The organism is Candidatus Margulisiibacteriota bacterium (assembly GCA_028715625.1).
Classification (GTDB): Bacteria; Margulisbacteria; Riflemargulisbacteria; order GWF2-35-9; family GWF2-35-9; genus JAQURL01.
This window is the reverse complement of record JAQURL010000038.1, coordinates 1-24022: the sequence shown is the minus strand read 5'-3', so window position 1 is coordinate 24022 and position 24022 is coordinate 1. Positions and strand designations below refer to the sequence as shown.

General features: G+C 39.7%; 26 protein-coding genes and 2 tRNA genes. 8 read left to right on the top strand and 20 right to left on the bottom strand.

Annotated elements, in window-relative coordinates; genetic code table 11:
* The 6 genes from PHV30_07365 to PHV30_07340 form a co-directional block, all read right to left on the bottom strand.
* Positions 1-949, bottom strand: a 949-nt coding sequence (locus PHV30_07365; GenBank protein ID MDD5456833.1) for an ankyrin repeat domain-containing protein, incomplete at its 3' end; no start/stop codon positions are given.
* Between the two features lie 272 nt (positions 950-1221).
* Positions 1222-1722: a FumA C-terminus/TtdB family hydratase beta subunit gene (locus PHV30_07360; protein MDD5456832.1), complete on the bottom strand. Its 501-nt coding sequence runs from the start codon at positions 1720-1722 to the stop codon at positions 1222-1224.
* Positions 1723-1883: 161 nt separating this feature from the next.
* Positions 1884-2720, bottom strand: a complete 837-nt coding sequence (locus tag PHV30_07355) for a fumarate hydratase (GenBank protein MDD5456831.1) — start codon at positions 2718-2720, stop codon at positions 1884-1886.
* A 4-nt stretch (positions 2721-2724) separates the two neighbouring features.
* Entirely contained in the window at positions 2725-3918 is a 1194-nt protein-coding gene (gene icd / locus PHV30_07350; GenBank protein ID MDD5456830.1) for an isocitrate dehydrogenase (NADP(+)), read from the bottom strand.
* A 30-nt stretch (positions 3919-3948) separates the two neighbouring features.
* Entirely contained in the window at positions 3949-6678 is a 2730-nt protein-coding gene (locus PHV30_07345; protein ID MDD5456829.1) for a UPF0182 family protein, read from the bottom strand.
* 193 nt (positions 6679-6871) lie between these two features.
* Entirely contained in the window at positions 6872-7264 is a 393-nt protein-coding gene (locus PHV30_07340) for a response regulator (protein MDD5456828.1), read from the bottom strand.
* A 99-nt stretch (positions 7265-7363) separates the two neighbouring features.
* Between PHV30_07340 and PHV30_07335 the strand changes: the two genes are divergently transcribed.
* Positions 7364-7951 (top strand): DUF374 domain-containing protein, encoded by a 588-nt coding sequence (locus PHV30_07335; protein MDD5456827.1) that lies wholly within the window; start codon positions 7364-7366, stop codon positions 7949-7951.
* Between the two features lie 2 nt (positions 7952-7953).
* Positions 7954-9879: a cyclic nucleotide-binding domain-containing protein gene (locus tag PHV30_07330; protein ID MDD5456826.1), complete on the top strand. Its 1926-nt coding sequence runs from the start codon at positions 7954-7956 to the stop codon at positions 9877-9879.
* Between the two features lie 61 nt (positions 9880-9940).
* Here the strand turns inward: PHV30_07330 and PHV30_07325 are convergent, their stop codons facing one another.
* Complete coding sequence (locus tag PHV30_07325; GenBank protein ID MDD5456825.1) at positions 9941-10687, bottom strand: hypothetical protein; 747 nt, start codon at positions 10685-10687, stop codon at positions 9941-9943.
* Between the two features lie 201 nt (positions 10688-10888).
* Between PHV30_07325 and PHV30_07320 the strand changes: the two genes are divergently transcribed.
* Positions 10889-11554, top strand: a complete 666-nt coding sequence (locus tag PHV30_07320) for an SET domain-containing protein-lysine N-methyltransferase (protein MDD5456824.1) — start codon at positions 10889-10891, stop codon at positions 11552-11554.
* Between the two features lie 5 nt (positions 11555-11559).
* Here PHV30_07320 and argC read toward each other — a convergent pair whose 3' ends face one another.
* Positions 11560-12564, bottom strand: a complete 1005-nt coding sequence (argC, locus tag PHV30_07315) for an N-acetyl-gamma-glutamyl-phosphate reductase (GenBank protein ID MDD5456823.1) — start codon at positions 12562-12564, stop codon at positions 11560-11562.
* Positions 12564-12839, bottom strand: coding sequence for a hypothetical protein (locus PHV30_07310; GenBank protein ID MDD5456822.1), 276 nt, complete (start codon positions 12837-12839; stop codon positions 12564-12566). Before PHV30_07310 ends, argC begins: the two co-directional genes overlap by 1 nt.
* 93 nt (positions 12840-12932) lie before the next feature.
* Here PHV30_07310 and PHV30_07305 point away from each other — a divergent pair.
* A tRNA-Cys gene (locus PHV30_07305) sits at positions 12933-13007 on the top strand.
* A 113-nt stretch (positions 13008-13120) separates the two neighbouring features.
* On the top strand, positions 13121-14227 hold the full coding sequence (locus tag PHV30_07300) for a tetratricopeptide repeat protein (protein MDD5456821.1): 1107 nt from the start codon (positions 13121-13123) through the stop codon (positions 14225-14227).
* 23 nt (positions 14228-14250) lie between these two features.
* Here the strand turns inward: PHV30_07300 and PHV30_07295 are convergent, their stop codons facing one another.
* The 3 genes from PHV30_07295 to PHV30_07285 form a co-directional block, all read right to left on the bottom strand.
* Positions 14251-14451 carry a hypothetical protein gene (locus PHV30_07295; GenBank protein MDD5456820.1) on the bottom strand — a complete coding sequence of 67 codons (201 nt, stop codon included), beginning with the start codon at positions 14449-14451 and terminating at the stop codon, positions 14251-14253.
* A 94-nt stretch (positions 14452-14545) separates the two neighbouring features.
* Positions 14546-15379, bottom strand: coding sequence for an ankyrin repeat domain-containing protein (locus tag PHV30_07290; GenBank protein ID MDD5456819.1), 834 nt, complete (start codon positions 15377-15379; stop codon positions 14546-14548).
* Positions 15376-16644, bottom strand: coding sequence for an ankyrin repeat domain-containing protein (locus tag PHV30_07285; GenBank protein MDD5456818.1), 1269 nt, complete (start codon positions 16642-16644; stop codon positions 15376-15378). Before PHV30_07285 ends, PHV30_07290 begins: the two co-directional genes overlap by 4 nt.
* Positions 16645-16740: 96 nt before the next feature.
* Here PHV30_07285 and PHV30_07280 point away from each other — a divergent pair, with 96 nt between their 5' ends.
* Together PHV30_07280 and PHV30_07275 are read left to right on the top strand one after the other, a co-directional pair.
* Positions 16741-17745, top strand: a complete 1005-nt coding sequence (locus PHV30_07280) for an HAD-IA family hydrolase (GenBank protein ID MDD5456817.1) — start codon at positions 16741-16743, stop codon at positions 17743-17745.
* Between the two features lie 33 nt (positions 17746-17778).
* Positions 17779-18711, top strand: a complete 933-nt coding sequence (locus PHV30_07275) for a hypothetical protein (GenBank protein ID MDD5456816.1) — start codon at positions 17779-17781, stop codon at positions 18709-18711.
* Between the two features lie 5 nt (positions 18712-18716).
* Here PHV30_07275 and PHV30_07270 read toward each other — a convergent pair whose 3' ends face one another.
* Complete coding sequence (locus tag PHV30_07270; protein MDD5456815.1) at positions 18717-19358, bottom strand: hypothetical protein; 642 nt, start codon at positions 19356-19358, stop codon at positions 18717-18719.
* A 163-nt stretch (positions 19359-19521) separates the two neighbouring features.
* Positions 19522-19598, bottom strand: a tRNA-Val gene (locus PHV30_07265).
* A gap of 366 nt (positions 19599-19964) precedes the next feature.
* On the opposite strand from PHV30_07265, the gene PHV30_07260 reads away from it, so the two are divergent.
* On the top strand, positions 19965-20525 hold the full coding sequence (locus PHV30_07260) for a DUF1697 domain-containing protein (protein MDD5456814.1): 561 nt from the start codon (positions 19965-19967) through the stop codon (positions 20523-20525).
* A 70-nt stretch (positions 20526-20595) separates the two neighbouring features.
* Here PHV30_07260 and arsB read toward each other — a convergent pair whose 3' ends face one another.
* The 6 genes from arsB to PHV30_07230 form a co-directional block, all read right to left on the bottom strand.
* The gene (gene arsB, locus PHV30_07255) at positions 20596-21639 is read right to left on the bottom strand and encodes an ACR3 family arsenite efflux transporter (protein ID MDD5456813.1); all 1044 of its coding nucleotides are present in this window, start codon (positions 21637-21639) and stop codon (positions 20596-20598) included.
* Positions 21636-21944 (bottom strand): DUF134 domain-containing protein, encoded by a 309-nt coding sequence (locus PHV30_07250; protein ID MDD5456812.1) that lies wholly within the window; start codon positions 21942-21944, stop codon positions 21636-21638. Before PHV30_07250 ends, arsB begins: the two co-directional genes overlap by 4 nt.
* Complete coding sequence (gene hgcB / locus PHV30_07245; GenBank protein ID MDD5456811.1) at positions 21944-22237, bottom strand: mercury methylation ferredoxin HgcB; 294 nt, start codon at positions 22235-22237, stop codon at positions 21944-21946. Before hgcB ends, PHV30_07250 begins: the two co-directional genes overlap by 1 nt.
* 13 nt (positions 22238-22250) lie before the next feature.
* A complete protein-coding gene (gene hgcA, locus PHV30_07240) occupies positions 22251-23210 on the bottom strand; it encodes a mercury methylation corrinoid protein HgcA (protein ID MDD5456810.1) in 960 nt (319 codons plus the stop codon).
* Positions 23211-23248: 38 nt separating this feature from the next.
* Positions 23249-23695, bottom strand: a complete 447-nt coding sequence (locus tag PHV30_07235) for a hypothetical protein (GenBank protein ID MDD5456809.1) — start codon at positions 23693-23695, stop codon at positions 23249-23251.
* Positions 23696-23710: 15 nt separating this feature from the next.
* A partial coding sequence (locus tag PHV30_07230) for a hypothetical protein (protein ID MDD5456808.1) occupies positions 23711-24022 on the bottom strand: 312 nt, incomplete at its 5' end.

Here is a 24022-nt window from a genome sequence, read left to right as displayed (position 1 = left end):
ACATCTTGCTTAAAATGTCTCGTTGTCCGACGTCCTTAATAATGGTATTAATGAATACACTGGAATCATCATCAAAAACCAGTATTCTGTCTGAGGGATTTTTAAAAAAAGCTTTCAATTTCTTTTTATCTTTGAGTTCAGGAACAGCTGTGATTATTTCCTGCTTGTCTACTCCTCCCAAAAGCAAACAAACAATTTCCAGATGACCATCATATACAGCCAGCTCCAAGGCTGTGAGCTGCTTTTTATTATGCACATTAACTGTTGAAGCCGACCCCGAATTTAAGAGAAATTTTATAAACTTCAACTTGTCATTATAAGAAATATTATAGCTGGACACAGCCAGCATTAAAGCTGTAAAACCATCCTTATTCTGAGCTTTCTGATCTGCCCCAGCCTGTATAAGCAACTTGGCAATCTCCAGATGCCCGCGGTACACGGCCAGCTGCAGCAAAGTTCTTTTATTAGTTTTTGTTTGTATGTTAATGTCTTCGCCCTCGTTAATCAGCTTTTTGACCAGGTCTAAATTATTATTTATAACCGCCTTAATAAATTCATCCGTGAAGCTTTTTTTGCGACCGGCAGAGTTTATTTTTTTTGAATTAACCTGCAGGAAATAAATCAGATTTTCCCCAAATTCAAATAAGGCTTTGGTGCCTGTACATTTTTTTATATCGCTCAAATAAAAATAAATTCTGTTCAGCACACGTGAAAATATTTTGTGGGGTTCGTCCTTTCCTTTAATTCTGGGGCATGAAGGCGCTTGCAAAAACCTAAACCCGTTAATTTTTTTAAAAACATATCTCACATCCGGTCCGGGAACCTGCGTTTGCAGATACATTGACAATTCTCGTACCATTTCAAGCTCTCCGGAAACTAGAATTCCATGCAACATTCTGCTAACAATGTTAACAACAGATTCTTCATCAGAAATGATTTTATTAAACATAATTTACCCTGATAAAGTTATCGGAAAAAAACAAAAAATATTGCAGAGTATTTATTCAAAAAAGATAGTCCGAAAATAGAGGACAATAAAGCCATTGCTGGCGAAGCGTGCCCTCCTTCGCCCAAAGCTTCGGCGGGCGAGCATCCCTCTATTACTTTAGAGGATTGTTTAGCAGCCATAGCATTGCGACGGCTGGCAGCGTCGCTTAACGCTCCTCGCAATGACACTCTAATTATTTTCGGACATCTCAAAAAATTTAATTCATTGTAAGTTTATATATTAATAACAATAGCGGGTAAATTTTCCAGTTCCAGTTTGTATAAGGCTTCAGGCCCCAGTTCAGGGAAAGCCGCGCATTCCATTTTTTTTATGCATACAGATAAATAAGCGCCTGCTCCTCCAATGGTGCCGAAGTAAACCGCCTTATGTTTTTTTATAGCTTTTTTTACCTGCTCGGTGCGCTCACCTTTACCAATCATCACTTTTAAGCCATGTTCCAGAAGTGTTCTTGTGTAACTGTCCATTCTCCTGCTGGTAGTAGGCCCGGCCGAACCGCAAACCTGTCCAGGTCTGGCAGGCGAAGGCCCCATATAGTAAAAAGACGTATTCTGTAAATCCAGAGGCAACTTTTTACCGGCATTGATATATTCCAGCAACTTTTTATGAGTAGCGTCACGCGCCGTGTAAACGCAACCGGACAGATAGACAAAATCTCCCGGTTTCAAACTTTTTAATACTTTTTTATCGATTATGGGCAGCTTGATTTTTTTCATAATTTTTTATTTTCCAGTTTCATTCAAACTGTCATCCTGAGCTTGCTCGCCGAACCGACTTGTCTCGGCGAAGCTTCAGCGTAGACGAAAGCTTTAGCAAAGCAGGACGAAGGATGTTTCAACCTACCACTTACCCCTTATCTCTTAACCCTTATCTCCTACTACACCCTCACCCAAGTATGTCTTGTACTATGGCAGCTAACATTTACCGCTACCGGCATACTGGCAATATGGCACGGGGCAGTTTCAATAAACACTTCCATAGCTGTCAGTTTTCCACCATATCCTCCTGCACCGATTTTTAACTCGTTTACTTTTTTTAAAATTTTATTCTCCAGTTTAGCGTATTTCGCGTCTATATTTCTCTGACCGATATTTCGAAACAGTGCCTTTTTAGCAAGAAGCGTACAGGTTTCAAAATTACCTCCCAACCCCACCCCCAAAATTAAAGGAGGACAAGCATTCCGGCCTTTTTCAGCCACCACTTTTACTATCAGATCGATAATACCCTCTTCACCTGCCGCTGGTTCAAGCATTGTCATAGAAGAAGCGTTTTCAGCCCCGCCGCCCTTAACCATGATCCCGAATTCACAGGTGTCTCCCTGAATCATTTCCAGATGCAATATTGCCGGAGTGTTGTCCTGTGTATTTATTCTGCTCAAGGGATCATTTACAATCGATTTTCGTAAATATTGTTGTTTATACACCGATGAAACCGCTTCATCAATTAAGGTTTGCAGGTTTTTTTCAAATGCTACATGCTGTCCGATTCTGGCAAATATCACCACAGTTCCGGTATCCTGGCATAATGGTATTTTATTTTTTGCAGCTATATTGGCGTTTTCAACAAGTATTTGAATAACCCTTTTCTCATTATCTTTCAAGGCTGGAAGCTGTGACTGAAAATATTTCAATATATCCGAGTCGACATTAAAATTAATATCAATCAGGGCATCGGCAATTTTTTGGACTACCAGTTTCGAAGGAATAACACGCATGCGCTTATAAATTCTTTATTATTGCTTTGGCAAAATCGGACGTAGAGACTTCCTTCGCACCCTGCATCTGTCTGGCCAGATCATAAGTAACAATCTTGGACTGAATAGTTTTCTCCAGAGCTTTAATGATGGAACCGGCGGGTTTTTGCCAGCCAAGATATTCCAGCATCATCACTGCTGATAAAATTAATGAACTGGGATTAGCTTTATTCTGGTTAGCATATTTAGGAGCAGTACCGTGTGTGGCTTCGAAAACAGCATAGAAATCGCCGATATTCGCGCCCGGAGCAAGACCAAGGCCTCCAACCTGTGCCGCACAGGCATCAGATAAATAATCACCGTTCAGGTTCGTGGTCACTATCACATCATAATCTGAAGGCCGCAAAAGTACCTGCTGGAACATATTGTCAGCTATCCGGTCATTAAGAAGAATTTTCCCTGCAGGACATTTGGCCCCTTGCAGTTCTGTTTCCAAAACAATAACATCAGAAAATTCCTTTTTAGCATAATCGTAGCACCATTTCATGAACGCGCCTTCAGTATATTTCATGATATTGCCCTTGTGTACCAGAGTAATAGTTCTGCGGTTATTTTCCAGTGAATAAAGTATGGCTTTCTTGAAAAGTCTTTCGGATGCTTCCTTGCTGATAGGCTTAACTCCGATACCGGTATTTTTAGAGAGTTTGATATTGAATTCTTTAAGCAAAAAAGCTCTGACCTTTTTGGCTTTATCCGTATTCGCTTCCCATTCAATTCCCGCATAAACATCTTCGGTATTTTCCCTGAAAATAATTACATCCAGGTTTTCCGGATGTTTTAAAGGGCTTTCCACGCCTTGAAAATAACGGACAGGCCTAACGCAAGCATATAGTTCCAATACCTGGCGCATGGTAACATTCAAACTGCGAATGCCTTTGCCTATCGGTGTTGTCAGGGGACCCTTAATGGCCACAACATATTTTTTAATGGCCTCCAGTGTTTCGTCCGGCAACCAGACACCTGTTTTGTTAAAAGCTTTTTCGCCGGCTAATATTTCCAACCACTCGATTTTTTTGTTTATTTTCTTTACGGCGGCATCAACTACGGAACACATGGCCCGGGTTATGTCCGCTCCAATCCCGTCACCTTCGATGAAAGGAATCGTTACTTTATCAGGAATTATCAATTTTTTATTTTTTATCTGAATTTTTTCAGCCATTTTGAAAACCTCACTGCCAGAATTGAATTTTTAATTTTTATTTCTAAGTTGCTCAAGCACGCTGCCCAGACGACGCATCTGCTCGCCATAAGTTTTCCAATCCAGGGCTTTTATGGCCTGCTGAGCCTCGTTATAAGCTCTGCCGGCTTCATTTATCAATTGAGAAGAACCGTTTTCGTTTTGCGTACCGCTCCCTTTTGTCTTGATCGTGTCCTGTACTTTGTCCAGAACATTGCTGTTAAAAACTTTCATCAGGGCTTCTTCAAATGTAGCTTCCATAGCCAGCTTGTTTCCAAAAGCCACAACAATCCTCTTTAATTCCGGGATCTTGGACTGAGTTGCCTGTAGATAGAGGGGCTCAACATAAAGGAAAGAATTTTCCACCGGCACTACCAAAAGGTTACCTCGAATTACCTGCGAACCTTTTTGTCCCCACAAAGTAAGTTGCTTGGATATTTCAGTGTCCTGATCGATCCGGGATTCAATTTGAATAGGTCCGTAAATAAGCTGTTCCTTTGGCATTTTGTAAACCGTTATCTTGCCGTAATCCGGATAATCCGAGTTGGCACTCATCCAACCGATCATGTTGTTTTTCTTGGACGGCGTAAAGGGCAACATCAAACGAAAAGAAAGCTTTTTATCTTCCGGCAATTTCATCATTGTATAATAAGGTTCCATAGGTTTCACATTGTCCGCATATGTTTCATTTGCTACTACCCAGAGGTCTTCCTGATTATAAAAAACCTGGGGATCGGTCATATGGAAAGTCCCAAACATTTTGGCCTGAACTACAAATAAATCTTCTGGATAACGAAAATGAGCGATAATCTCCGGGCTCAGCTCTTTTACACTTTTAAATAATGTAGGAAAAACTTTTTTATATGTGGCGATAATAGGTTCCTTGTCATCTATCACATAAAAACCTGTTTCTCCGGTATAGGCATCGATAACCACTTTGACCGGATTGCGGATATAATTTACCGATCCATAAAACGGCTGCGCATAGGGATACATGGAAGAAACAGTATAGGCATCCATAATCCAATAAAGCTTTTTATTTGCAACAATCACGTAAGGATCATTGTCATAACTTAGAAAAGGCGCGATTTTTTCTACCCTGGTACGAATACTGCGATCAAAAAATATCTTGCTTTTAGGTGTAATGGTATCGGTAAAGACAATATTCATTTCCCTGAATTTAATCGCGAAAAGCAGTTTGCGTAAAAAGTTATTTAAAACAATTCCTTTAGGACCGCTGTATTCGGTATATTGATTGCTGTCACCCTGAGGATAATCAAACTCTTTGGCTTTGGTGTTGGTAATGATATATTTATTGGTACTTTCCCCGAAATAGATCGAAGAATTTTCCAGCTGGATATCTACATTAATTTTTGGAGGAACATCATTAATATAAAAATCCGGTAATCCTTCGGAAGTCATCTTGTTTACCGGCAGCATTACCACACCTTTACCGTGAGTATAAGTCAGCTTCTGATTGATCCAGTTCCTGGCCTGAGCCGGCAATTGATCGGCATCCAGTTCCCTGGCTGAAAGCATTACCTGCTGATATTTTCCATTGACCCAATATCGGTCTACGTCCACATCATAAAAATTATAATAAAGCCTGATTTCCTGCAATTGTTCCAAAGTTTTCAATAAAGGTCTATGGTCCCACAAACGTATATTGGTAACAGTATCCTGGTTGCGCTTCATGTCTTCTACGGTAAGATTAGGATTGATTGTCAGTATTTTTTCCTGAATACTGCTTAGACCGTAAGAATCCTGAGTATATTTAATATAATAATTAATATATGGACGCTCTTTTTCTATTTCGTTAGGTTTTACTATCAGTTGCTGCAGAACAACCGGATAAACCCCTTTTAATAAAATATAAATAACAGCCATTACTGCAAATCCTTCCAGCGGTAGCATTATTCCTTTCCTGAAAATATTAATAAATATCAGGCCGACAATTATCAATGACATGATAAATAAAGCGTTATAGCCCAGCAAGTCAGCGTGGATCACAGTATAACCTGGTCCATAAACCAGGCCCGAAGAAGTATAGAGCAGCTGGTACATGTTCAGTTTGTATAACCAGGCAATAAGCATAAAAATAATTCCCAGCAAAACCGAAACATGCAGCTTGATATGTGGGCTTATTTCAATCTTTAAACCTTTTATCGACAAAGACTTGCGGTGAATATAACCCAATAAGGTTATAATCAGGACTACTACGCTGAGGGACATAAGCCAGCTCTGTAATAGTTTCAAAAAAGGATAGGTAAAAAAATAAAAACCGATATCTTTATGAAAAACAGGATCCGTCTTGCCTAGCAATTGACTGTTCAAAAAAAATAAAACTTTATCCCAGCTGATTAGCCAGAACCCACCGAAAATAATGGCAATAAACGCTGCGATGACAATTTTCAGCCACTTAAAAGAATCAAGAATTTCCGCGGTTTTCTCAAAAGGAAGCGAATTAATATTAAACAAACTTCCGTTGTCATAAACAACTTCCGGTTCAGCCGCGATTTTTTTCCGATTTTTTAGGGTTATAAATAAGTTAAAATATACAATAATAAAAGCCACGATGGTAAAAATCAGGGCGGGTATTAAGCGGGCCGACCATATGGTAAAAAAAACGTTTTGATAACCAAGGTCAACAAACCACAAGTAATCAGGATAAATATTAATCAGAGCTCTAAATACCGGAAGAGCCAGTAGAAAGAAGAGTATTATGCCGTATATATAAAACATCGCTTATAGTTTAGCATGAGTGATGAATAGTGAAAAGTGAAGAGTGAAGCGTGAAGCGAAGAGTGAAGTGAAGGATGAAAGAAGAAGGACGAAGGAAGAAGCTTTGGATTTGATGCTTAATCCATTCTTCTAATCCTCTAACCTTCGAATCTTCCAGCATTCCAGAGCCCCGAGCCCTGAGCTCCTAGCGTTTTTACTCCGACAGCCATTCCTTCAGCCGCGAGAGTATGAACTCTTTGTTGAACGGTTTGGCTATATAATCGTTAACATTATAAGAAATGGCATTTAGAATATTTTCCCGCTCCTCATCAGTTGTGACCATGACAATAATTGCTGCATTTTTTCTGTCTATATTTCTGTTCGCTTCAATTTGGCGCATCCTGTTTAAGACCTCAAGGCCTAAAAGTCCGGGCATATGCATATCCATTGTTACAAGCCTGAAGGGATTATTTTCATCCAGGGCTTTTTCAAATGCGTCAAGAGCGCTTTGTCCTTCAATAAATTCCTCAACTTTGCCTTCATTTTCCAGAATTTTACATAATTTTTTCCTGCAGACCAACTCATCATCAACAATCATAATGCGCATGAAACCGCCCCTTTCAGGATATTAATATAGTTATACACAATTTCCAGGTTTAAATCAATTGATGTTACATTATCCGAATTTATGAGTTATAATTTTTTTATGTTCAGAATATTTAGTCGATTCCCATCGGTAGTTATCGGATTTTTATTATGCATTGTGGTAACCCTGATAAACAAGACCCTGAAAATAAAGATAAACAATCTTTCCGAAATCGATTTTTTTACTAATAATCCTTTCATATTTGCAACCTGGCATAAAAATACCTTTACCCCTTTTTACTTTTATCGCAAAAAGAATATAGTAATGTTTGTGTCGGATAACTTCAAAGGTAGTATCTTGGGCAACTGCGCAAAAAGCCTGGGTTATGATATTATTCCTACTGAAAAAGACCCTGGCAAATCCATGGTTAAAATAATCCATAAATTGCGTGAGGGACAAAATGTAATAATGGCTGTAGATGGTCCAAACGGACCTCCTCTTATTATTAAAGAAGGTTCTCAATATTTGACGGAAAAAACCGGTATCCCTACTATAGGGCTAAAAGTTGAGTACCAACGATCTTTTAAACTGTTCTGGAGATGGGATAAATATGAAATTCCCCTGCCATTTTCCAGTGTTTTCCTGACTTTTTCCGAACCCTTCGACAAAAAAGCGGACTGGAAAAGCCTGGCCAATTATTTAGGATAAAAGTGAATATCCATTTTTTAAAAGACCTTGATCTTTTCCAGCAATTGCCGGATTCCATACTGGAACTTATCTCTTCAAAAATGGTGCTGGAAACCTTCAGGGCCGGTCAAATTATTTTCCATGAAGGTGATTATGCCAATCGTTTTTATCTGATTTCCGAAGGACAAATATCAATCCTGATCGAAAACAAACAGGGTGCTGAAGTAATTTTGGCCAACCTGAAAAAAGGCGAAATTTTTGGAGAAATGGCGCTGTTGATAGATTCCTACAGAACAGCCACGGCCCGTGCTGATATCGATTGCCAGCTTTATTATCTTCTTAAAAAAGATTTTCAGGACCTGCTCACACAACACCATGTAGTTGCTCTGGAACTAAGCAAAACTCTCAGCCAGAGATTAGCCCTGACCAATCAGCTTTTATTGCAGCAAAAACAGGCTACCGCAAACATGAAAAGGATAAAAAATATACCCTGGGATATTTTACACGGCTTCAAACACAATATGACCCAAACCGATTACAAAAAAGGCAGTTTAATTTTTGAAGAAGGTGATTATGGAGATTCAATGTTCCTTATCGAAGCCGGTGAAGTGGAAATATCCGTGACCAATAAAAAAGGAGAATCTGTAGTTCTGACCGTGCTTAAAAAGGGAGATTTTTTCGGTGAAATGGCGATGCTTACCGATTCTTATCGAACAGCGAAAGCCCGGGCATCTAGCGAATGCAGGTTGGCATGTCTGACAAAAAAAGATTTTAATAACCTGATGGAAACCAACCAACTGCTGGCCCTGGAACTTAGTAAAGTTCTCAGTAAAAGGCTTTCTTCCACGAACAGAATAATAACCCAGCAGGATAATAACCGCATTATTCTAATACTGGCACAGGATAAACATCAACCACAAATAAAGCACCTTCTGGAATATTTACAATCCATCACTTCCCGGCAGGTCGTCCGACTTAAAAGTAACGGCAAACAGAGTCTCGGACAGGAAATAAACAATTATCAAAATAGCTATATTATTATAGAAAACACTTCTCTTATGCATCTGGACACTGCTCACGATATTATCAATTTTCAGGAAAATGTTCCCGGACAGTATCATGTCGCTGAAAATACTTCAAAAGCACAAATTGAAGCTATCATCCGCAAAATAGCGCATAAAACCATCGGGTTGGCACTTAGCAGTGGTACCGCTCCGGGTCTTGCTCATATAGGTGTTTTGAAAATACTTCAGGAAAACGGGGTGCCGATAGATTATATAGCAGGAACCAGTGGCGGCGCTTTGTATGGCGCGGCTTATGCCTTCGGTAATAATTTTCCCAAAGTTTATCAGGCTTTTGCCAGAAGCTATAAACAACCGTTATACAGATTGTGGGACCCTGTTTTGCCTATTTCGGGAATTTTTCACGGCAAAAAATTAATTAATAAAACTATAAAAAAACTTGTCGGCAATAAAAACATCGAAGACAGTGTAATCCCATTCGCTGCGGTAGCCACAGACCTTTATTCCGGCCAGGAAGTAATTATGACCAGAGGTAGTGTACTGCAGGCAATCCGGGCATCACTTTCCATTCCCATTATTTTTACTCCGGTTAAAAGTGAGGACAAGCTGCTGGTGGATGGTGTTGTGACTACTCCGGTACCTATTTCGGCACTGGAAAAAGCTAATATAGATATAAAAGTTGCTGTCTATGTATCAGACCTTAATGCCTTCAAAAAAAATGACATGCTTTCTGTTTTCCTGCGCTCCCGTAATATTTCTTCCGATTTCATAGCCGACGAAAGCATTGGCAAGGCTGATATTATCATTAAACCTTTGTTTGAAAACCTGAGACAATTCGATTATGGGAAAATCGATGAAATAATCGCAATAGGTGAAGAGGAAAGCAAAAAGTCTCTGGGTAGAATACAGAGGCTGTTACAGAAGTAATTTATTATACTGCCAATTTATGTCACACTTGATTAATTGATAATTAAAATAAAAAATAGTCCTAGAAAACGTAATCTATCCCTGCAATATTATAAATATCTTTACCGTTACTTAATTCCATATATTTATACTGATAAGAAATACCCCAATTTTGTGTTAAAAATAAATTGGCCTGTAATGTAACGATATTAATCGGTTTTACTTTTTGAAACATAACCATGTATTTAGCGTCAAAATTCAAAAAATGAAGAAAAGAGAATTTACTATTGAGGCCGGCCAGTAGATAATTTTGTCCGTCGTCAATCGGCTTGGCAGTGCTTGGCGCCGGGCCTGCAGGGTCAACCGTGACACTTCCACCTACTGATTCTGTGCCATATCCGATATAAGGAAGTAACCGGGTTATCAGGCCAAACCACTCACCGATTGAAATATATTTTCCGAATCGCACATAAACTTCTTTGACATTGTTGTCCATTTTAAAAGATGTTAAACCGGAGATATTATTACCGGCATCCATTTTTATTACAATATTGTCATACCCCAATCCCAGCACCCATTTATCGCCATCTCCAAAATACATATCAGCATTGGAATGAACTCCAATAACCCTGCTAAAATTAACCTGCGGTGCCTGAAAAAAGAAAGCGTTGATACAACCCAGGCCAGAATTAAGATATTGAACAAACAGACCGTCCATCATTTGAGTATCCTGCAGGTTCAGGCCGTAACTGCTGTTTTCATAAGTATTGAGGATGGTCCCATAATAAGGAGCCATCATTAATATATCTTTGGCAAAAATAATGTTCATAGAAAATATCAAAAAGATGAAAGCAAAAAATACCACTCTGTTGTATTTAAACATAATTCACACTACCTTTTTTATTTTTTGGATTTTATAAGAATATTTTCTATTCAAACCTAAAAAACATCAACTATTTTTTTATTATTTTGTCACATCAAAGACAACAAAAAATTTGCAATAAAAGATCCGTTTTACCGACAACTTACTATGATTAACAAACTTGTCAGCATCAAAAATGTCCTTAAACTTCGAAAAGATGACGGCACTTTCAATTATCTTGACAGTATCAGTATCATAAAAAGTTTAGGTGTAAAATACCTGAACAGAGTTGCTTTTGACGGAGAAACTTTCCCCCTAAAATCAAAACATTTTTTAGCTCAAAAATTTTATCAGATTCAAGAGCTGGATAGTATTCATACACTTAAGCATGTAACTTTTCTGACCATGGAAGAAATACTGGAAGAGCTATACATTGCAAAAATTAATCAGGACATAGGGTTTGGCATTTTTGCTTCGGTAAAGATCCCGGGCAACACCTGTATAGGTGAATACACCGGCTTTTTGAAAAATACTAAAACAGACATGCCGGCAAATGCTGATTACATAATGAAATATGGCAAAACACTTCTTCATGCACCCATCTGCATAGATGCATACAAAGCCGGGAACCATACCCGTTTTATAAACCATTCCTACTGGCCTAATGTTAATGTTTTTACCTTGATGATAAAAGGTGAATGGAAAAATCTCTTCATAACCTGTGATGATATAAAACCAGGCCAGCAATTATTTATCAATTATGGTTTCAATTATTGGTATATGAGAAATATCAAACCGCTTCCATTGCCTGAATTTGATCCGTTCGTTCTATAGAATTTTTATGGATAGGCAGGTGCCAAATCAAGTCCTGATTGCTCTTCCAGGCCCAGCATCAGGTTCATATTCTGCACTGCCTGCCCGCTAGCGCCCTTGATCAGATTATCCAGCACCGACACAATTATGAAAGACTTGGGTTTGCTTCCTTTGTAAATATTCACGAAGCAATTATTAGTTCCGGTGACCATGTTTATAGCCGGGTCCTGTTCTGATAAAACTTTTACATAGGGTTCTTTGCTATACGCTTCAGTTAATCTTTTGCGTAAGAATTCATAGGATTTAGCGGAATTAAAATAAACAGTGCATAAAATACCTCTGTTTATGGGTAAAAGATGTGGCACAAATTCTATGTTTTTTTTCAAATAAGACTCAATCTCCGGCTGGTGACGATGTTTGGCAATGGCATAGGCCTTGAAATTATTATGGATATTACCGAAAAGATACGGCTCCTCCACTTTCTTACCCGCTCCGGAAACGCCGCTTTTCGCATCCACAACAATATTTTCCGCATGCTCTATAACAGGCAGCAAAGCCAGCAATGAAGACGTAACATAACAACCCGGATTGGAGAGCAATTTGGCCTTTTTAATTTTGTTTCTATAAAATTCCGGCAAACCGTAAACAGCTGTTTTGCAATACTTGGGAAAAGCATGTTTGCCGTAAATTTTCTCATAAACTTTTACATCAGAGAAACGAAAGTCCGCACTAAGATCCACAACCTGTATTCCGAGGTCCAATAGCTCTGGAACGAAGCCCATGGCTTTACCATGATGTACGGCTAAAAAAACGAGGTCCAGTTTGGTTTTTTTTATTTTTTTTAGGTCATATTCTTCCAGTACAAGGCTTAGATATTTCAAATCGGGATAAAGGTTATTGATATTACGTCCTGCCTGAGTAGTGGTTGTAGCATAAACAATTTCTACTTGCGGATGATTACGAAGAATTTTTATTAGTTCATGACCGGTGTAGCCCGTAGCGCCTATGATACCTATTCGTTTTTTTGACATCAGTTGATCATCTGACCCAGGATTTTATTCTTTTCCAATTCCAGAATATTAATATGAGCCATAACTTTCTTGCGTTCATCGTCTGTTTCCGCGGCATTATATTTTTTCCAGGAATAAGCCAGGTCTATAATTATTTCATATAACCGTTTATCGAAACTTTTAACGGGCATGTTTTTCAGCAGTCGGCCTTCATTCTGCATGTCATAATCTTTGAAAACTTCCGATGTGCCCAGTACCTTGTTTAAATTTTTATCATCTATAGTTATGCTATTCATAATTTTTATTACAATACCACTTCTTGAAACATTTTTCAAATAAATACGATTGCCTCAGGCGGAGTAATGTTCTATACTATTTGCTGGCAAAACGGAGACGTAGCCAAGTGGTAAGGCAGCGGTCTGCAAAATCGCTATTCGGCAGTTCGAATCTGCCCGTCTCCTCCAATTTTTTCCTAATTCTCCTGTCCAAATCTTATCCCTAATAATTTCCCTGCAATAATTAAATATATCAATCGATAATTATTTACTAACTAAAATTCGGGAAAACCAAAAAATTTATGAAACCAAAAATTATTGCAGCAGTTCAAAATAATAAACAGGAAACTTTGCTCAAGCCTGATAATCAGATCAGAAAACTCTTTTTACTGGAAGCGGAAATATTCAAACCTGAAGAAGTTGAACTGGCTTACGAAAGATTCCTTTATGTACTGAATATAATGAAAATTGTTCTGGTCAAACCTGAAAACAACCACAAACCGGTAATAGAAAAAATTCAAATCGCTTACGAAATATTAGAGGGATGCTTTCGGTTCGCCAAAGAAAATGAGAGCTGCAGAACTTATTCTATTGTAGATTCTCTGCTTAATGAAATTCTGGATTGTGATGCCGGCTGTTTTTTTATAATGGCTCTGGCGAAAGAACTGGCGCGAACGCACACTGACTGGAAAAAAGTAAAAATAGTCAGTTTGCAAGAATATTCGTACCTGGATGTTAACGGTACTGTACTTGACTTCGGAGAAGTTAAACTGAAAGCGGATTTTATAGAAAAATTCCATCTGGCGCCTGATGATGCTTTCAAATTGCTGACTCCTTTTGAAAAAGAAGAAATGCCTGCTTTATTTTATTATAATCTGGCTTATCAGCATTATCTGAGGTTTGACATTTATGAAAGCATGAAGGCCCTGGGCCAGGCCATAAAACTGAAGCCCGACTACGCTCCTGTCTATAACCTGCGTGGCTATATGTACCTTCTGTCTGATGAGCTTAATCTAGCCTTGAAAGACTTGAATAAAGCCTTAAAATTTCATCATAATTTCGTGAATGCTCTGGTAAACAGAGGCGCTGCTTACCATACCATGGGGAATTACAAACATGCTTTGGAAGACTATAACCGAGCTATTGAAATAGATCCCGATCAAGCCGAAACTTATTCATTCCGGGGTTCTTTATTTTTGACTTTAGGCTATTATCAAAAAGCGATTATTGATTTTAGTATCGCTATTGAACTGGATCCTGAAGATATGGATGCCCGCTTGAGCAGAGCTCTTGCTTATATACGAAACGATCAGGAACATCTTGCGGCCGATGACATTCAACTTTTGCAACAAAACAAAACATATCTGAAAAAACTGCAAAAGTCCGGTATTCCCGTGATTATTAAATAAAAATCCCGGCCCAATAAAAAATTTTAACTAAAAATCTTTAAGGATTTTTCAAACTCCAGAATGAACTTCTCTTCACTGATTTGATTTTTTATGATGATGGCTTCTTCAAACAATCCAACTTCTGTTAGTTCTTTTGCGAACATACTAATAACGGAATTCAAGGCATCATCAAAATTGCCCTGAATTTCTTTAGATTTTGTGTTCTGGATTTTGGTTTTATTCATCTTACCCCTCCTGGTTTAATTCTTAAAAAACTAACCCCAATAATTAAATATATCGACAAAAAAATGAAAATTTCCCAGGTTTTTATGGATATTCTTAATCTTCTCTGGCGCCATGCTTTTTCAGCAAATTATAAATTTCGGTGTTTTTGGTAGCTTTGGCTGCGTTGCAGGCAGTCCAGCCATTGACATTTTTAATCTGCAAATCCGACCCTGCATTGATCAGGTCCTTCACTATACGCAAATGACCATGGCCTGCGGCTTCTATAACAGCATTGCCACCGCAGTTGTCTAAAGCATTGACATTGGCCCCGGCCTGAATAAGAATACTGACCAGTTCCGGTGTACCTCTTCTGGCCAAATTTACCAGCAAAGGCCTGTCCTTGAATCTCTGACTCCCCGCGGAATCTCCAACTGTTGTGCGCTGTTCGGGCTTAATACCTTCTTCCCTGCCCAGCATCACATCTATATCAGCGCCTTGCTGTATTAAATACCACAAACGCTGTGTATCTTCCGTCGAAACAGCTTCGATCAGTTCAAATTCCAGATAATCCGGAGTCCTGAGCTGTTTGTAGCCCAATACCAAAAAATTTCTGAATAATTTCTGCAAAATGACCTCTTTATTTTTTTGGTTCAAATTTTCCAGGCAAAAATAAATGGAGCGTCTGGCCAGGTTCTTTTCTCTGATCGGGATCACTCCGTTTTCCACCGAAGGCGGTTTGTCCTCACCCAGGAACCTGATCGCAGGTATCTGCGAAAAAAGCTTTCTCAAATTTACACCCTTCTGTGCAGCTTCCAGCAGATTATTCATAAATATTTCAGCTTTGGGGCCGGAAAAAATATTCTGGTCTATATGCAGAGCGCCTATACGGCCGCTGAGATTTTGTACCAGTTCTTTAAGCTTCTGAACAGCTACTATTTTAGGATTCATGAATTAGTGTCCTGGTCCGCCGATCCACTATCTGACGGTTTTAATAATAACTTCATCCAGAGATCTTCAGCGTGATCCAGAGCGTTTTTACCTTCATTATCCGTGATAGTCCTGTCCGCTCCCGCTTCCATTAAAACTTTTACACCTTTTTCACACCCACATATTACCGCTGAGATTAAAGCCGTACGTCCTTTGTGGTCCTGTTCATTAATATCAGCCCCTGCCTCAAGCAGTCTTTTAACTACCCTGGCACCTTTATTATCAAACGAAAAATCAGCTGCCCGAGTAAGGGCGGTTTTACCCTCCCTGTCCTTTACCGATAACTGCTTTTTATTCTGGTCCGGCTTTGTGTCATCAATCACCTTGGGTTTCAGCCATCCGATGATCCCTTTTGGTTTTTTAATCGGAATATCTTCCTGTGTTATCTCCAGTAGTGCATCCACCACCTCTTCAAATCTGACAGCCAGGTGCATGGCATTCTGCCCGATATGACTTATAATATGCAGGTCGGCTTTATTCCCTTTTAAAAACCTCACTGCCTCCGGTTTATTGGAGTCGGCAGCCGTCATCAGAGCTGTCCAGTTATAGGAGTTCTTATAATTTATATCCGAACCGGCTTTTAATAGCAGTCTTATACATTCGATATCTCCTCCCTCTGCCGCATATAGCAAAGCATTACTGCTTTTACTGTTATCGGTCATACTGATATCTGCCCCTTTTTCCAGCAACGCGCTCACAATATCTGGATGTTTATTCAGAGCAGCCAGCATGAGGGTTGTACGTCCCTTATCATCCCTACTGTGAATATTAGCGCCTAGATTCAGGATTTCTATGGTCCCCTGCAAGTCTCCTTTCTTAACAGCGTCAATCAACTTTGTGGTTATATCATAATGTGTAGGTGATATCATTTTAAATCCAAGTATCAAAAGGTCACGTTCTAAATGTTCCAATACTACTCTCATATTTTTCTTATCCAGATTTGAGAGACAATTATAAATTGATACGCGGGCTTTGAACATTTCTTCTGTTTCTCCCTCTTCTTTTTCCATTGGTCTTTTGTTATTGTTTAAATAATACAATCCTTCCACAACGCTGAATTCTTTCCTGAGGTCCACCCCTGATTCCCTGAGACTGACCAATACCTTCAGATATTGCTCGGCGTCACTCTGCATAAAGATATTGTTTCTTTTCCCTAGTGAAGATAATATGTCGCGCAAATAGGCTTTCAACAACCTGTCGCTCACAGCTATAATTTTTTTATACATAAATCCTCCACTAAAGCTATAAGGTTATCGGATTAGCCGACATATAATTGCATTATTTTTCAGAGAATTTATGATCTTTTATCCGATAATTTAACAATGTTCAATAAAGTTGTATCTCTAAATATAACAAAATCATTAATACAACAATCCATAAAAAAACTGGACCTGTATTTTGCTGCGCTGAATTATGGCTTGGTGAATAAAGGTGGTATACAGATACACTGGCGGCAAACACCGATTTATCTGGGATTTATAACCTCGAACGATTTACTTCATAAAACAGCCAACGAATTGGCAAAGAACCGTGATCTCAGCCTTGCGGACTTTTTTCTGAAAAGCATCGCCGAAAACAAGCATATGAGCGTTACCAGACATCAGAGAGTGCTGATATTTAAACTGCTGGAAAGCCGGATACATCTTGATAAAAAAGGCAATCCCTTCTATCCTCTGAGACATAAATATGACTACAGTATTGATAAACTGCCGCGATTTGACAGTGTTTCCGATTTAGTTTTTGATATCGGCAATGTATTGGTTTACTGGAGTAACGAAAAACTTTACGCGGCATTCCTGGCTGTTAATCCGCTGTTACCAAGAAAAAAATTTGATATTTTTGCCGACAGGTTCATCGATTTATTTAACGCCGGGAAAATAACTTCACAGCAATTCGCCCGCGCTCTGCGCAGGTTGCTGAATAAACCGAACATACCTGAAAGGCAATTGATAGATATCTATAACAAAATACATCTTTCGCAATTACCACCTTCAACTTCCTTGCTGGGGCAACTTAAAGCCGGACATATGCTCTCGGCAATTTCTAACACCAGCTCCTGGGCTTCATCTCATATTTTGGGCCATGACTGGGCTCGCCATTTCCGTCATGTGATTACTTCCTTTTCCGTTCAATCCATGAAGCCCGAAGTAAAAATATTTGATGTCTGGCAAAAAGTGACAGGCAGGGATTTCTCCGGAGCTCTGTTCTTTGATGATTCCCCAACAATCGTGGAGCATGCCAATCTGATGGGACTAAAAACAGTATTGGTGCCGGTTAAAGATCAGGGCAAAAGCCTGCATCTGTTTCTGAAAAAACATTTTATCTGAATCTCTTCATTCACCTTCACGATATATATAAATATGCTTCCTAAAATTATAAATGTACCTCTAAATAACAACCTGTTCTCCGAACAGGAACTTAAGGAACGCAATATCTTTCTGCTTCCCGGAGCCAGGGCATCGGTTTCCAGAGACGCAATACTGGACATCTCCCCGGATAAAAAACTTATTCTGAAGGGGGCAGTAGTAATTGAACCCTTAGCATTGATCAAAGTATCGGCAAATTTTACCATGGACAAAGATGCTCTCATCAGCAACAGTCAAATCGGTCAAAGATGCAGAGTTATGGATTCAATTGTACACAATACTCTGGCCCGAAAGGGTTCACAGATATTAAACGCTGCTATAACCATCCCTGCAAATAATTACAGAGATTTCTATTACCTGACCCTGATGCCTGGTGACAGCTACGACGAGGCCAATTTCGCACCCGTCAGGGGAGCTGTAATAAAGAGAACCTCGTTAATTATCAGATATCCGGTAACAGTACCCACCGGACATTCGCTGATAAATACTCTGGAGCTAAACCGTGTAAAAGGCTTCCCGGAAAATATCGGCAGAAATATTAAACCCTATCTGGCTATGGGCGATACTGACAAAAAATTTATTATCAATTCGGCTTTTTGTCATCCTGATATAGCTAACAGTTTATATGACCCGGAAATTTTCGGTATGAATTTTTATTCGGAAAAGCTGCCGCAAAATAGCAAAATACTTTTTCCTTCAGACCTTATAAGTATTTACGGTGTTTATAACAAGCCGGGGTTTTTGTTAGCGGACTTAAATAAAATAACCAAACCACAACCAGGCATTGGCGATATCTCGGCTATAAACACCGCGCAATTTATTAAACAAATGAATACGATAAATTATCTTGGTGAACAGTTTGACCGCATAATTTTCAGGAATAAAGAAGTCGGATACACTATAGTACATAGATTGAACAGAAATTGATAAACTTATCCTGTTTTTCTTCCGTGGCTGACTATCTTTCTGAGGTTTTCTATTCTGTCCCTGAATAAGTCTGTATCACCAAAAAGCTGCAATTCCGCGAAATAATTGTCGGCAATACAGTATAACTCTCTTTTAATACAGGTCTCGATAATATCCAGAGTAAGCTGAATAAACATATTATTGATGCCGGTTAAAAGTTGCTGGGTATGCTCAAAGAGCTGAAACTCTTTTTCTTTGGGCAACTCAGCATATGGTTTTATAACCTCCGTATGCAAAAAATGCTGTTTCTGCGTAAGTTTGATCAGCAGAAATGACTGGGCACTCAGCAAGTCCTTGCGGGCTAAAAGCAGGAAAAATCTGGCCTGCATATAAACCGTATCCTGCAACTCGGGTTCCACTGCTGCTTTGGAAGCCGGAGAAATTTTGGCCTGAGCAAATTGATTTTCTGCTTTGCCGATAAGTTCTTCTATCTCATTTAGTTTGGGACATTCACTATATAAAAGTTTGAAATTATAAGCCTCATTTTGAGTGCAGATGCTTTTCTCTTTCGAGGCAGCGGCGGATTTATCCGCTATCTTGGGAGACAAAAACAAAGAATTGCCGAATTGCTCCGAACCAAAGATAATTCTGGGTTTATCATCCGGCATATATCTAATATTAATAATATTTTTCTAATCGTCCAGAGTTAGGCCAAAACATGCCAAACGTAGTAATTTGTCCGCCTACGTCCGTCTATACTTCGCTTCGACGGGACTACGGCGTAACAGTCTTCGCTAATCTCCTCGTCTAGACTCGTCGCTAAGCGAAGACTGGTGGGCGGTACTGGGATCGAACCAGTGACCCCAACGATGTCAACGTTGTACTCTAACCAACTGAGCTAACCGCCCTACGTTCCTTCGGAACTACGGGCGGCAAGCCGCCTTCCTGTTCCGAAATCTCTGCCAGAAAATCAGATTTTCAACTTGCTTAGTTTAATATGAATTACCGTTTTTGTTCAACAGGAATTTGCTACATGGAGAATGAATCTGTATGAATGTGTGCCAAACTTGGCCTAGAAGGGCTCAGTATGACTCTTCACAACTCAACAACTACACGATTACACAATTAAACCTTAAGCTTCCCCCTTCTTCCTTCTTCCTTCGTCAAGCTCAACATGACCTTCAACTTAACACCTTACCACTTATCTCTTAACACAATCCTCCCTCTTCCCTCGTCCTTCCCAACACGCCCAACACCCGTGCTATAATTTACCCATGTCCTCAGATCAAAAAAAAGAAACATTAATAAGTTATGTGGCTTTGCTGCGCGGTATTAATGTTGGGGGCAAAAATATCATCAAGATGGAAGTGTTGCGAGAAGAGTTTGTAAAAATGGGCTTTCTGTCAGTGAAAACCTATATTCAAAGCGGGAATGTCCTTTTTCAGTCTGATATGACGAATAAAGACGATATCGAGAGAAAGATAGAAAAACAGCTGGCTTCCAGGTTCCAATATCAGGCCAAAGTATTGATAAGATCAAAAGAAGACCTGCAAAACTCCATTTCCCATTTTCCGAAGATCTTTGAAAATCCTGACTGGAAACATAATGTTATTTTTTTGAGTAATACAATTGACTCTGAGATGATTGTGCAAAAATTTAAAATAAAACAGGAAATTGAGAGTATTTCTTATTATCAGGGCGTTTTATTTTGGTCAGCGGCTAAGAATACTTTAACCCGATCAACCATGTTAAAGCTTTCCACTCATCCTGAATATCAGGAAATGACAGTAAGAAATGTAAACACCACAAAAAAAATTTTAGATTTAATGAATTAAATCAGGCTCAGCATGAACTTCAACCTAACACTTACTACTTATCTTCCCTTCACTTTTCACGATTCACTACTCACCTTTCACCTGCTTCCTCATACCACCCCTTCGTCCTGTTGCAAATACCACAAACCGAAAGCATGACCGGAACTTCCACCAGTACACCTACTACGGTTGCCAGAGCCGCGCCTGACGCAGGGCCATAAAGAGCTATAGCTGTAGCCACAGCCAGTTCAAAGAAGTTGCTGGCACCGATCAGCGCTCCCGGTGCAGCGATATTATGCGGGACCTTGAGCCAACGCATAGTTAAATAAGTCAGGCTGCTGTTGAAATACACCTGAATTAATAAGGGAATAGCGATCAAAATCACATGGAACCAATGCAATACCAGATTATCCGCCTGAAAGGCAAAAATTATCACCAGTGTTAAAAGCAAAGCGATAATTGTTACCGGATGCAGTCTTTTCAAAAAAAGTTCAAACCGTTCTTCTCCCCAACTGCTCAGCATAATTATTCTGGAAACCGCGCCCAGGGAAAGCGGTATGACAATAAAAATAAGTACTGACAAAAAAAGCACTGTATAGGGCACATGTAATCCTGCCGCTCCTGAAACCAAAAGCGAAACGATAGGCGCAAATAAAACTATCATGATCAAATCATTCAGTGCCACCTGCACCAGAGTATAGGCCGAATTGCCTTTGGTCAGATAGCTCCATACAAAAACCATTGCTGTGCAAGGCGCAGCTGCCAGAATTATAGTACCCGCAAGATATTGATTGGCTAAATCCGGGCCAAGAAATGGTAAAAATAGCTGCTTAAAAAATATCCAGCCCAGCAACGCCATACTGAACGGTTTAATCAGCCAGTTCACAACCAGCGTCACTGCCAGTCCCCTGGGCTGCTTACTGACATTAAGCAAAGAGCGAAAATCTATTTTCAGCATCATGGGGTAAATCATAAGCCAGATAAATACTGCAATCGGTATATTTATATGGCTGTTAGTACCAAATTCCAATTGTCTGATAATCGATATAAATTCAGGCAAAATCTTACCCAGCAACACTCCTGCGATCATACAAAGACCGACCCAGATAGTGAGATAGCGTTCGAAAATATTCATGTTTTCTCTATTATTACAACCGGGCTGCAACAACCTCCGGCAATACGAATTTCTTTGAGATGTATTAGCGCGTCTGCGATTTTAGCATGTGCAGAGCTCAGAATTCGTGAAACTGTGGTGCGGTGCACCTTCATCTGCCCAGCAACAGCGTCTTGCAGCAGCCCTTCATGGTCGCACAGCCGGATTGCCTCAAATTCATCCAGGGTCAGCTGGACTTGCTCCAAAGCCTCTGAACATTTACAAACAGGACGAAATTTTCTTTCTTCGTTGCTGCAGCAGATAAACCGTTGTTTTTTGGGCCGCATTAACAGCAACCTCCCTTATCACATCCGCAGGAAGGCTCAGTCCCTCTAATTGTCCCACTGATAATACCGGCCGCACAACCTACCCCGCTTTTTACGGTTATTGCTCCATAAGCGCAGTTTTTCGCGCAGGCGCCGCATTCCATACAGTTGTCTTTATTAATAATCGAGGCTTTTTTGTTTTTCATAGCAAAAACATTATGCGGACAAACAACAGCGCAAAGCCCGCAACCCTTGCATTTTTCAGAATCCAGACTCAAAGTGGTTACATTTTTTAAATATTCATTTCCGCTCATCGTTTCTCCTTTGTTATTTAATAATGTTAGTCAAAACAATCCAGATAATTCCCAATATCATGGCTGTCAGTTGCAACGGGACCGCGATCCTCATTTCTTTTTTTACGCCCGACAACGATGTATATGTAGATGACCCGGTAAAATTCATAGCCAGGAACGAGCTGATAGCAGGGATAATAAATAGCCATGGAGTAGTAAACAATTGGAACAGAAGTGCCAGGAGGAATCCGATTATAGCTCCTTTGGCCGAGAAGCTTCTCGCGGGTATCCAGGGCAGCAAGACCGGCGTTATCACCACTCCGCCGATATATGCCAAAGCTATATTTTGCATTACGCTTCTTGCCTCATTAAAGCTTAAAAATAAGCCGTTAATATGGATTAAAGAAATCAACAGCAAAAATATAATCATTCCCAAAGCAGGCAGCACGTAATTAACCAGTTCAACCGGAACAAGTATAAGTCGGTCTTTCAAGGTGAAACGCACCTCCCGCATTTCCGGTGTTGCCTTCATCTCGTTTTGCAGGAACGCGGGCATATCTTCTATGCGGACCGGTCCATAAACAACCTTGAAACCTGTCGTTTTCTGTATATCATGAGCTGCTACTCCAACAGCGCCCAGTTGCGGAAGTATTATTGTTCTGTGAGAAACTACTGTGGAAAGCTCTGTGGCGAGGATACGAGCTATCAGCTCTTCTGTGCCGAATGTACCCTTGCCTGCCGCACACCATACATTTACCCCTTTTGTGTCCAAAACAAGAATGTAAATGCTCAGGCTAAAAAGATTTGAACGAACAATATCAAAGGTTAATTTGTAATTGGCAGTAACTATGACGGGACTGGTAGCTGAAGGTTTGCCAAGAGCATAAAGCCCGGGCTCTATGCTGTAATCCGAACGCCCTATGCCCCAGCGTACCTTAAAACTTCCCCATCTATCTGCAAAAGTCAGGGTTGATGAGACTCTAGTTATGCTCATATGTGCATAATAAAGTATTTTAAAAAATTTGTCAAAACTTAATCTCTATGTCTCCGCCCTTCATCTCTATGTTCATCATTATGCTCATCATAATGATATTGTTTTTTCCATTGTCCGTAATCAATACGACGTTCACCCCTATAGATTTCGCGATAATTCCGCGGCACTCTGACTATACGTTCAGGCACATAATAACGACGCACCTGGACCCAGGGACCGTTATATTTGCTGGCCCTGTACCAGCGGTCGCCTCTGGGTGACCACCAGTATCCGTTGTAGAAAAATACATCAAAACTTAATTCAGGCACAAAATATACACCGGCCTGAGGCATATATACTACTTCTAGCGGAGTTGCAACGCGGATTGGTGGCGGTCCGAAATTAATATTAACATCAACTTCCGCTCTGGCCGTACTCGAAACACCGATAAAAAAAATAACGAACATAAATACAAATTCCAAGAAACCTCGACTATTTATTTTCATTTTTTCCTTCCTCTCTTAAAAATAATACCCGGCCTGGACCTGAACACTGCCGGAATTCATGGCATCTACACCAACTTCCAGAAATAAAGGCTTTATATCCAGAAATCTTTGAAAAATGAGAGAAATAAAAACACCTACATTGGAATTGTTACCAAAATTTCCGATCAATCCGGCACTCATAAACATAGGATATTTGCTGTCTACATTACTCAGGAACCACTTCCCTCCTATAAATGCTACAACAGGTGTATTCGAAGTATTCGCTTCAAAGCCGAACCTTAGCGGTTCATAATTGGGAGCATTGTTTTCCATAACTATACCCAGCGC

What these genes read in the sequence shown, in the direction of transcription:
- PHV30_07260 (MDD5456814.1), top strand. Translation starts at nt 19,965, where the DNA reads ATGTCCTCAGATCAAAAAAAAGAAACATTAATAAGTTATGTGGCTTTG.
- PHV30_07235 (MDD5456809.1), bottom strand. Translation starts at nt 23,695, where the DNA reads ATGAAAATAAATAGTCGAGGTTTCTTGGAATTTGTATTTATGTTCGTT.
- PHV30_07360 (MDD5456832.1), bottom strand. Translation starts at nt 1,722, where the DNA reads ATGAAAAAAATCAAGCTGCCCATAATCGATAAAAAAGTATTAAAAAGT.
- arsB (MDD5456813.1), bottom strand. Translation starts at nt 21,639, where the DNA reads ATGAATATTTTCGAACGCTATCTCACTATCTGGGTCGGTCTTTGTATG.
- PHV30_07310 (MDD5456822.1), bottom strand. Translation starts at nt 12,839, where the DNA reads ATGAATAGCATAACTATAGATGATAAAAATTTAAACAAGGTACTGGGC.
- PHV30_07320 (MDD5456824.1), top strand. Translation starts at nt 10,889, where the DNA reads ATGATTAACAAACTTGTCAGCATCAAAAATGTCCTTAAACTTCGAAAA.
- PHV30_07325 (MDD5456825.1), bottom strand. Translation starts at nt 10,687, where the DNA reads ATGAACATTATTTTTGCCAAAGATATATTAATGATGGCTCCTTATTAT.
- PHV30_07300 (MDD5456821.1), top strand. Translation starts at nt 13,121, where the DNA reads ATGAAACCAAAAATTATTGCAGCAGTTCAAAATAATAAACAGGAAACT.
- hgcB (MDD5456811.1), bottom strand. Translation starts at nt 22,237, where the DNA reads ATGAGCGGAAATGAATATTTAAAAAATGTAACCACTTTGAGTCTGGAT.
- PHV30_07290 (MDD5456819.1), bottom strand. Translation starts at nt 15,379, where the DNA reads ATGAATCCTAAAATAGTAGCTGTTCAGAAGCTTAAAGAACTGGTACAA.
- PHV30_07280 (MDD5456817.1), top strand. Translation starts at nt 16,741, where the DNA reads ATGTTCAATAAAGTTGTATCTCTAAATATAACAAAATCATTAATACAA.
- hgcA (MDD5456810.1), bottom strand. Translation starts at nt 23,210, where the DNA reads ATGAGCATAACTAGAGTCTCATCAACCCTGACTTTTGCAGATAGATGG.
- argC (MDD5456823.1), bottom strand. Translation starts at nt 12,564, where the DNA reads ATGTCAAAAAAACGAATAGGTATCATAGGCGCTACGGGCTACACCGGT.
- PHV30_07275 (MDD5456816.1), top strand. Translation starts at nt 17,779, where the DNA reads ATGCTTCCTAAAATTATAAATGTACCTCTAAATAACAACCTGTTCTCC.
- PHV30_07250 (MDD5456812.1), bottom strand. Translation starts at nt 21,944, where the DNA reads ATGCGGCCCAAAAAACAACGGTTTATCTGCTGCAGCAACGAAGAAAGA.
- PHV30_07270 (MDD5456815.1), bottom strand. Translation starts at nt 19,358, where the DNA reads ATGCCGGATGATAAACCCAGAATTATCTTTGGTTCGGAGCAATTCGGC.
- PHV30_07340 (MDD5456828.1), bottom strand. Translation starts at nt 7,264, where the DNA reads ATGCGCATTATGATTGTTGATGATGAGTTGGTCTGCAGGAAAAAATTA.
- icd (MDD5456830.1), bottom strand. Translation starts at nt 3,918, where the DNA reads ATGGCTGAAAAAATTCAGATAAAAAATAAAAAATTGATAATTCCTGAT.
- PHV30_07285 (MDD5456818.1), bottom strand. Translation starts at nt 16,644, where the DNA reads ATGTATAAAAAAATTATAGCTGTGAGCGACAGGTTGTTGAAAGCCTAT.
- PHV30_07345 (MDD5456829.1), bottom strand. Translation starts at nt 6,678, where the DNA reads ATGTTTTATATATACGGCATAATACTCTTCTTTCTACTGGCTCTTCCG.
- PHV30_07335 (MDD5456827.1), top strand. Translation starts at nt 7,364, where the DNA reads ATGTTCAGAATATTTAGTCGATTCCCATCGGTAGTTATCGGATTTTTA.
- PHV30_07355 (MDD5456831.1), bottom strand. Translation starts at nt 2,720, where the DNA reads ATGCGTGTTATTCCTTCGAAACTGGTAGTCCAAAAAATTGCCGATGCC.
- PHV30_07295 (MDD5456820.1), bottom strand. Translation starts at nt 14,451, where the DNA reads ATGAATAAAACCAAAATCCAGAACACAAAATCTAAAGAAATTCAGGGC.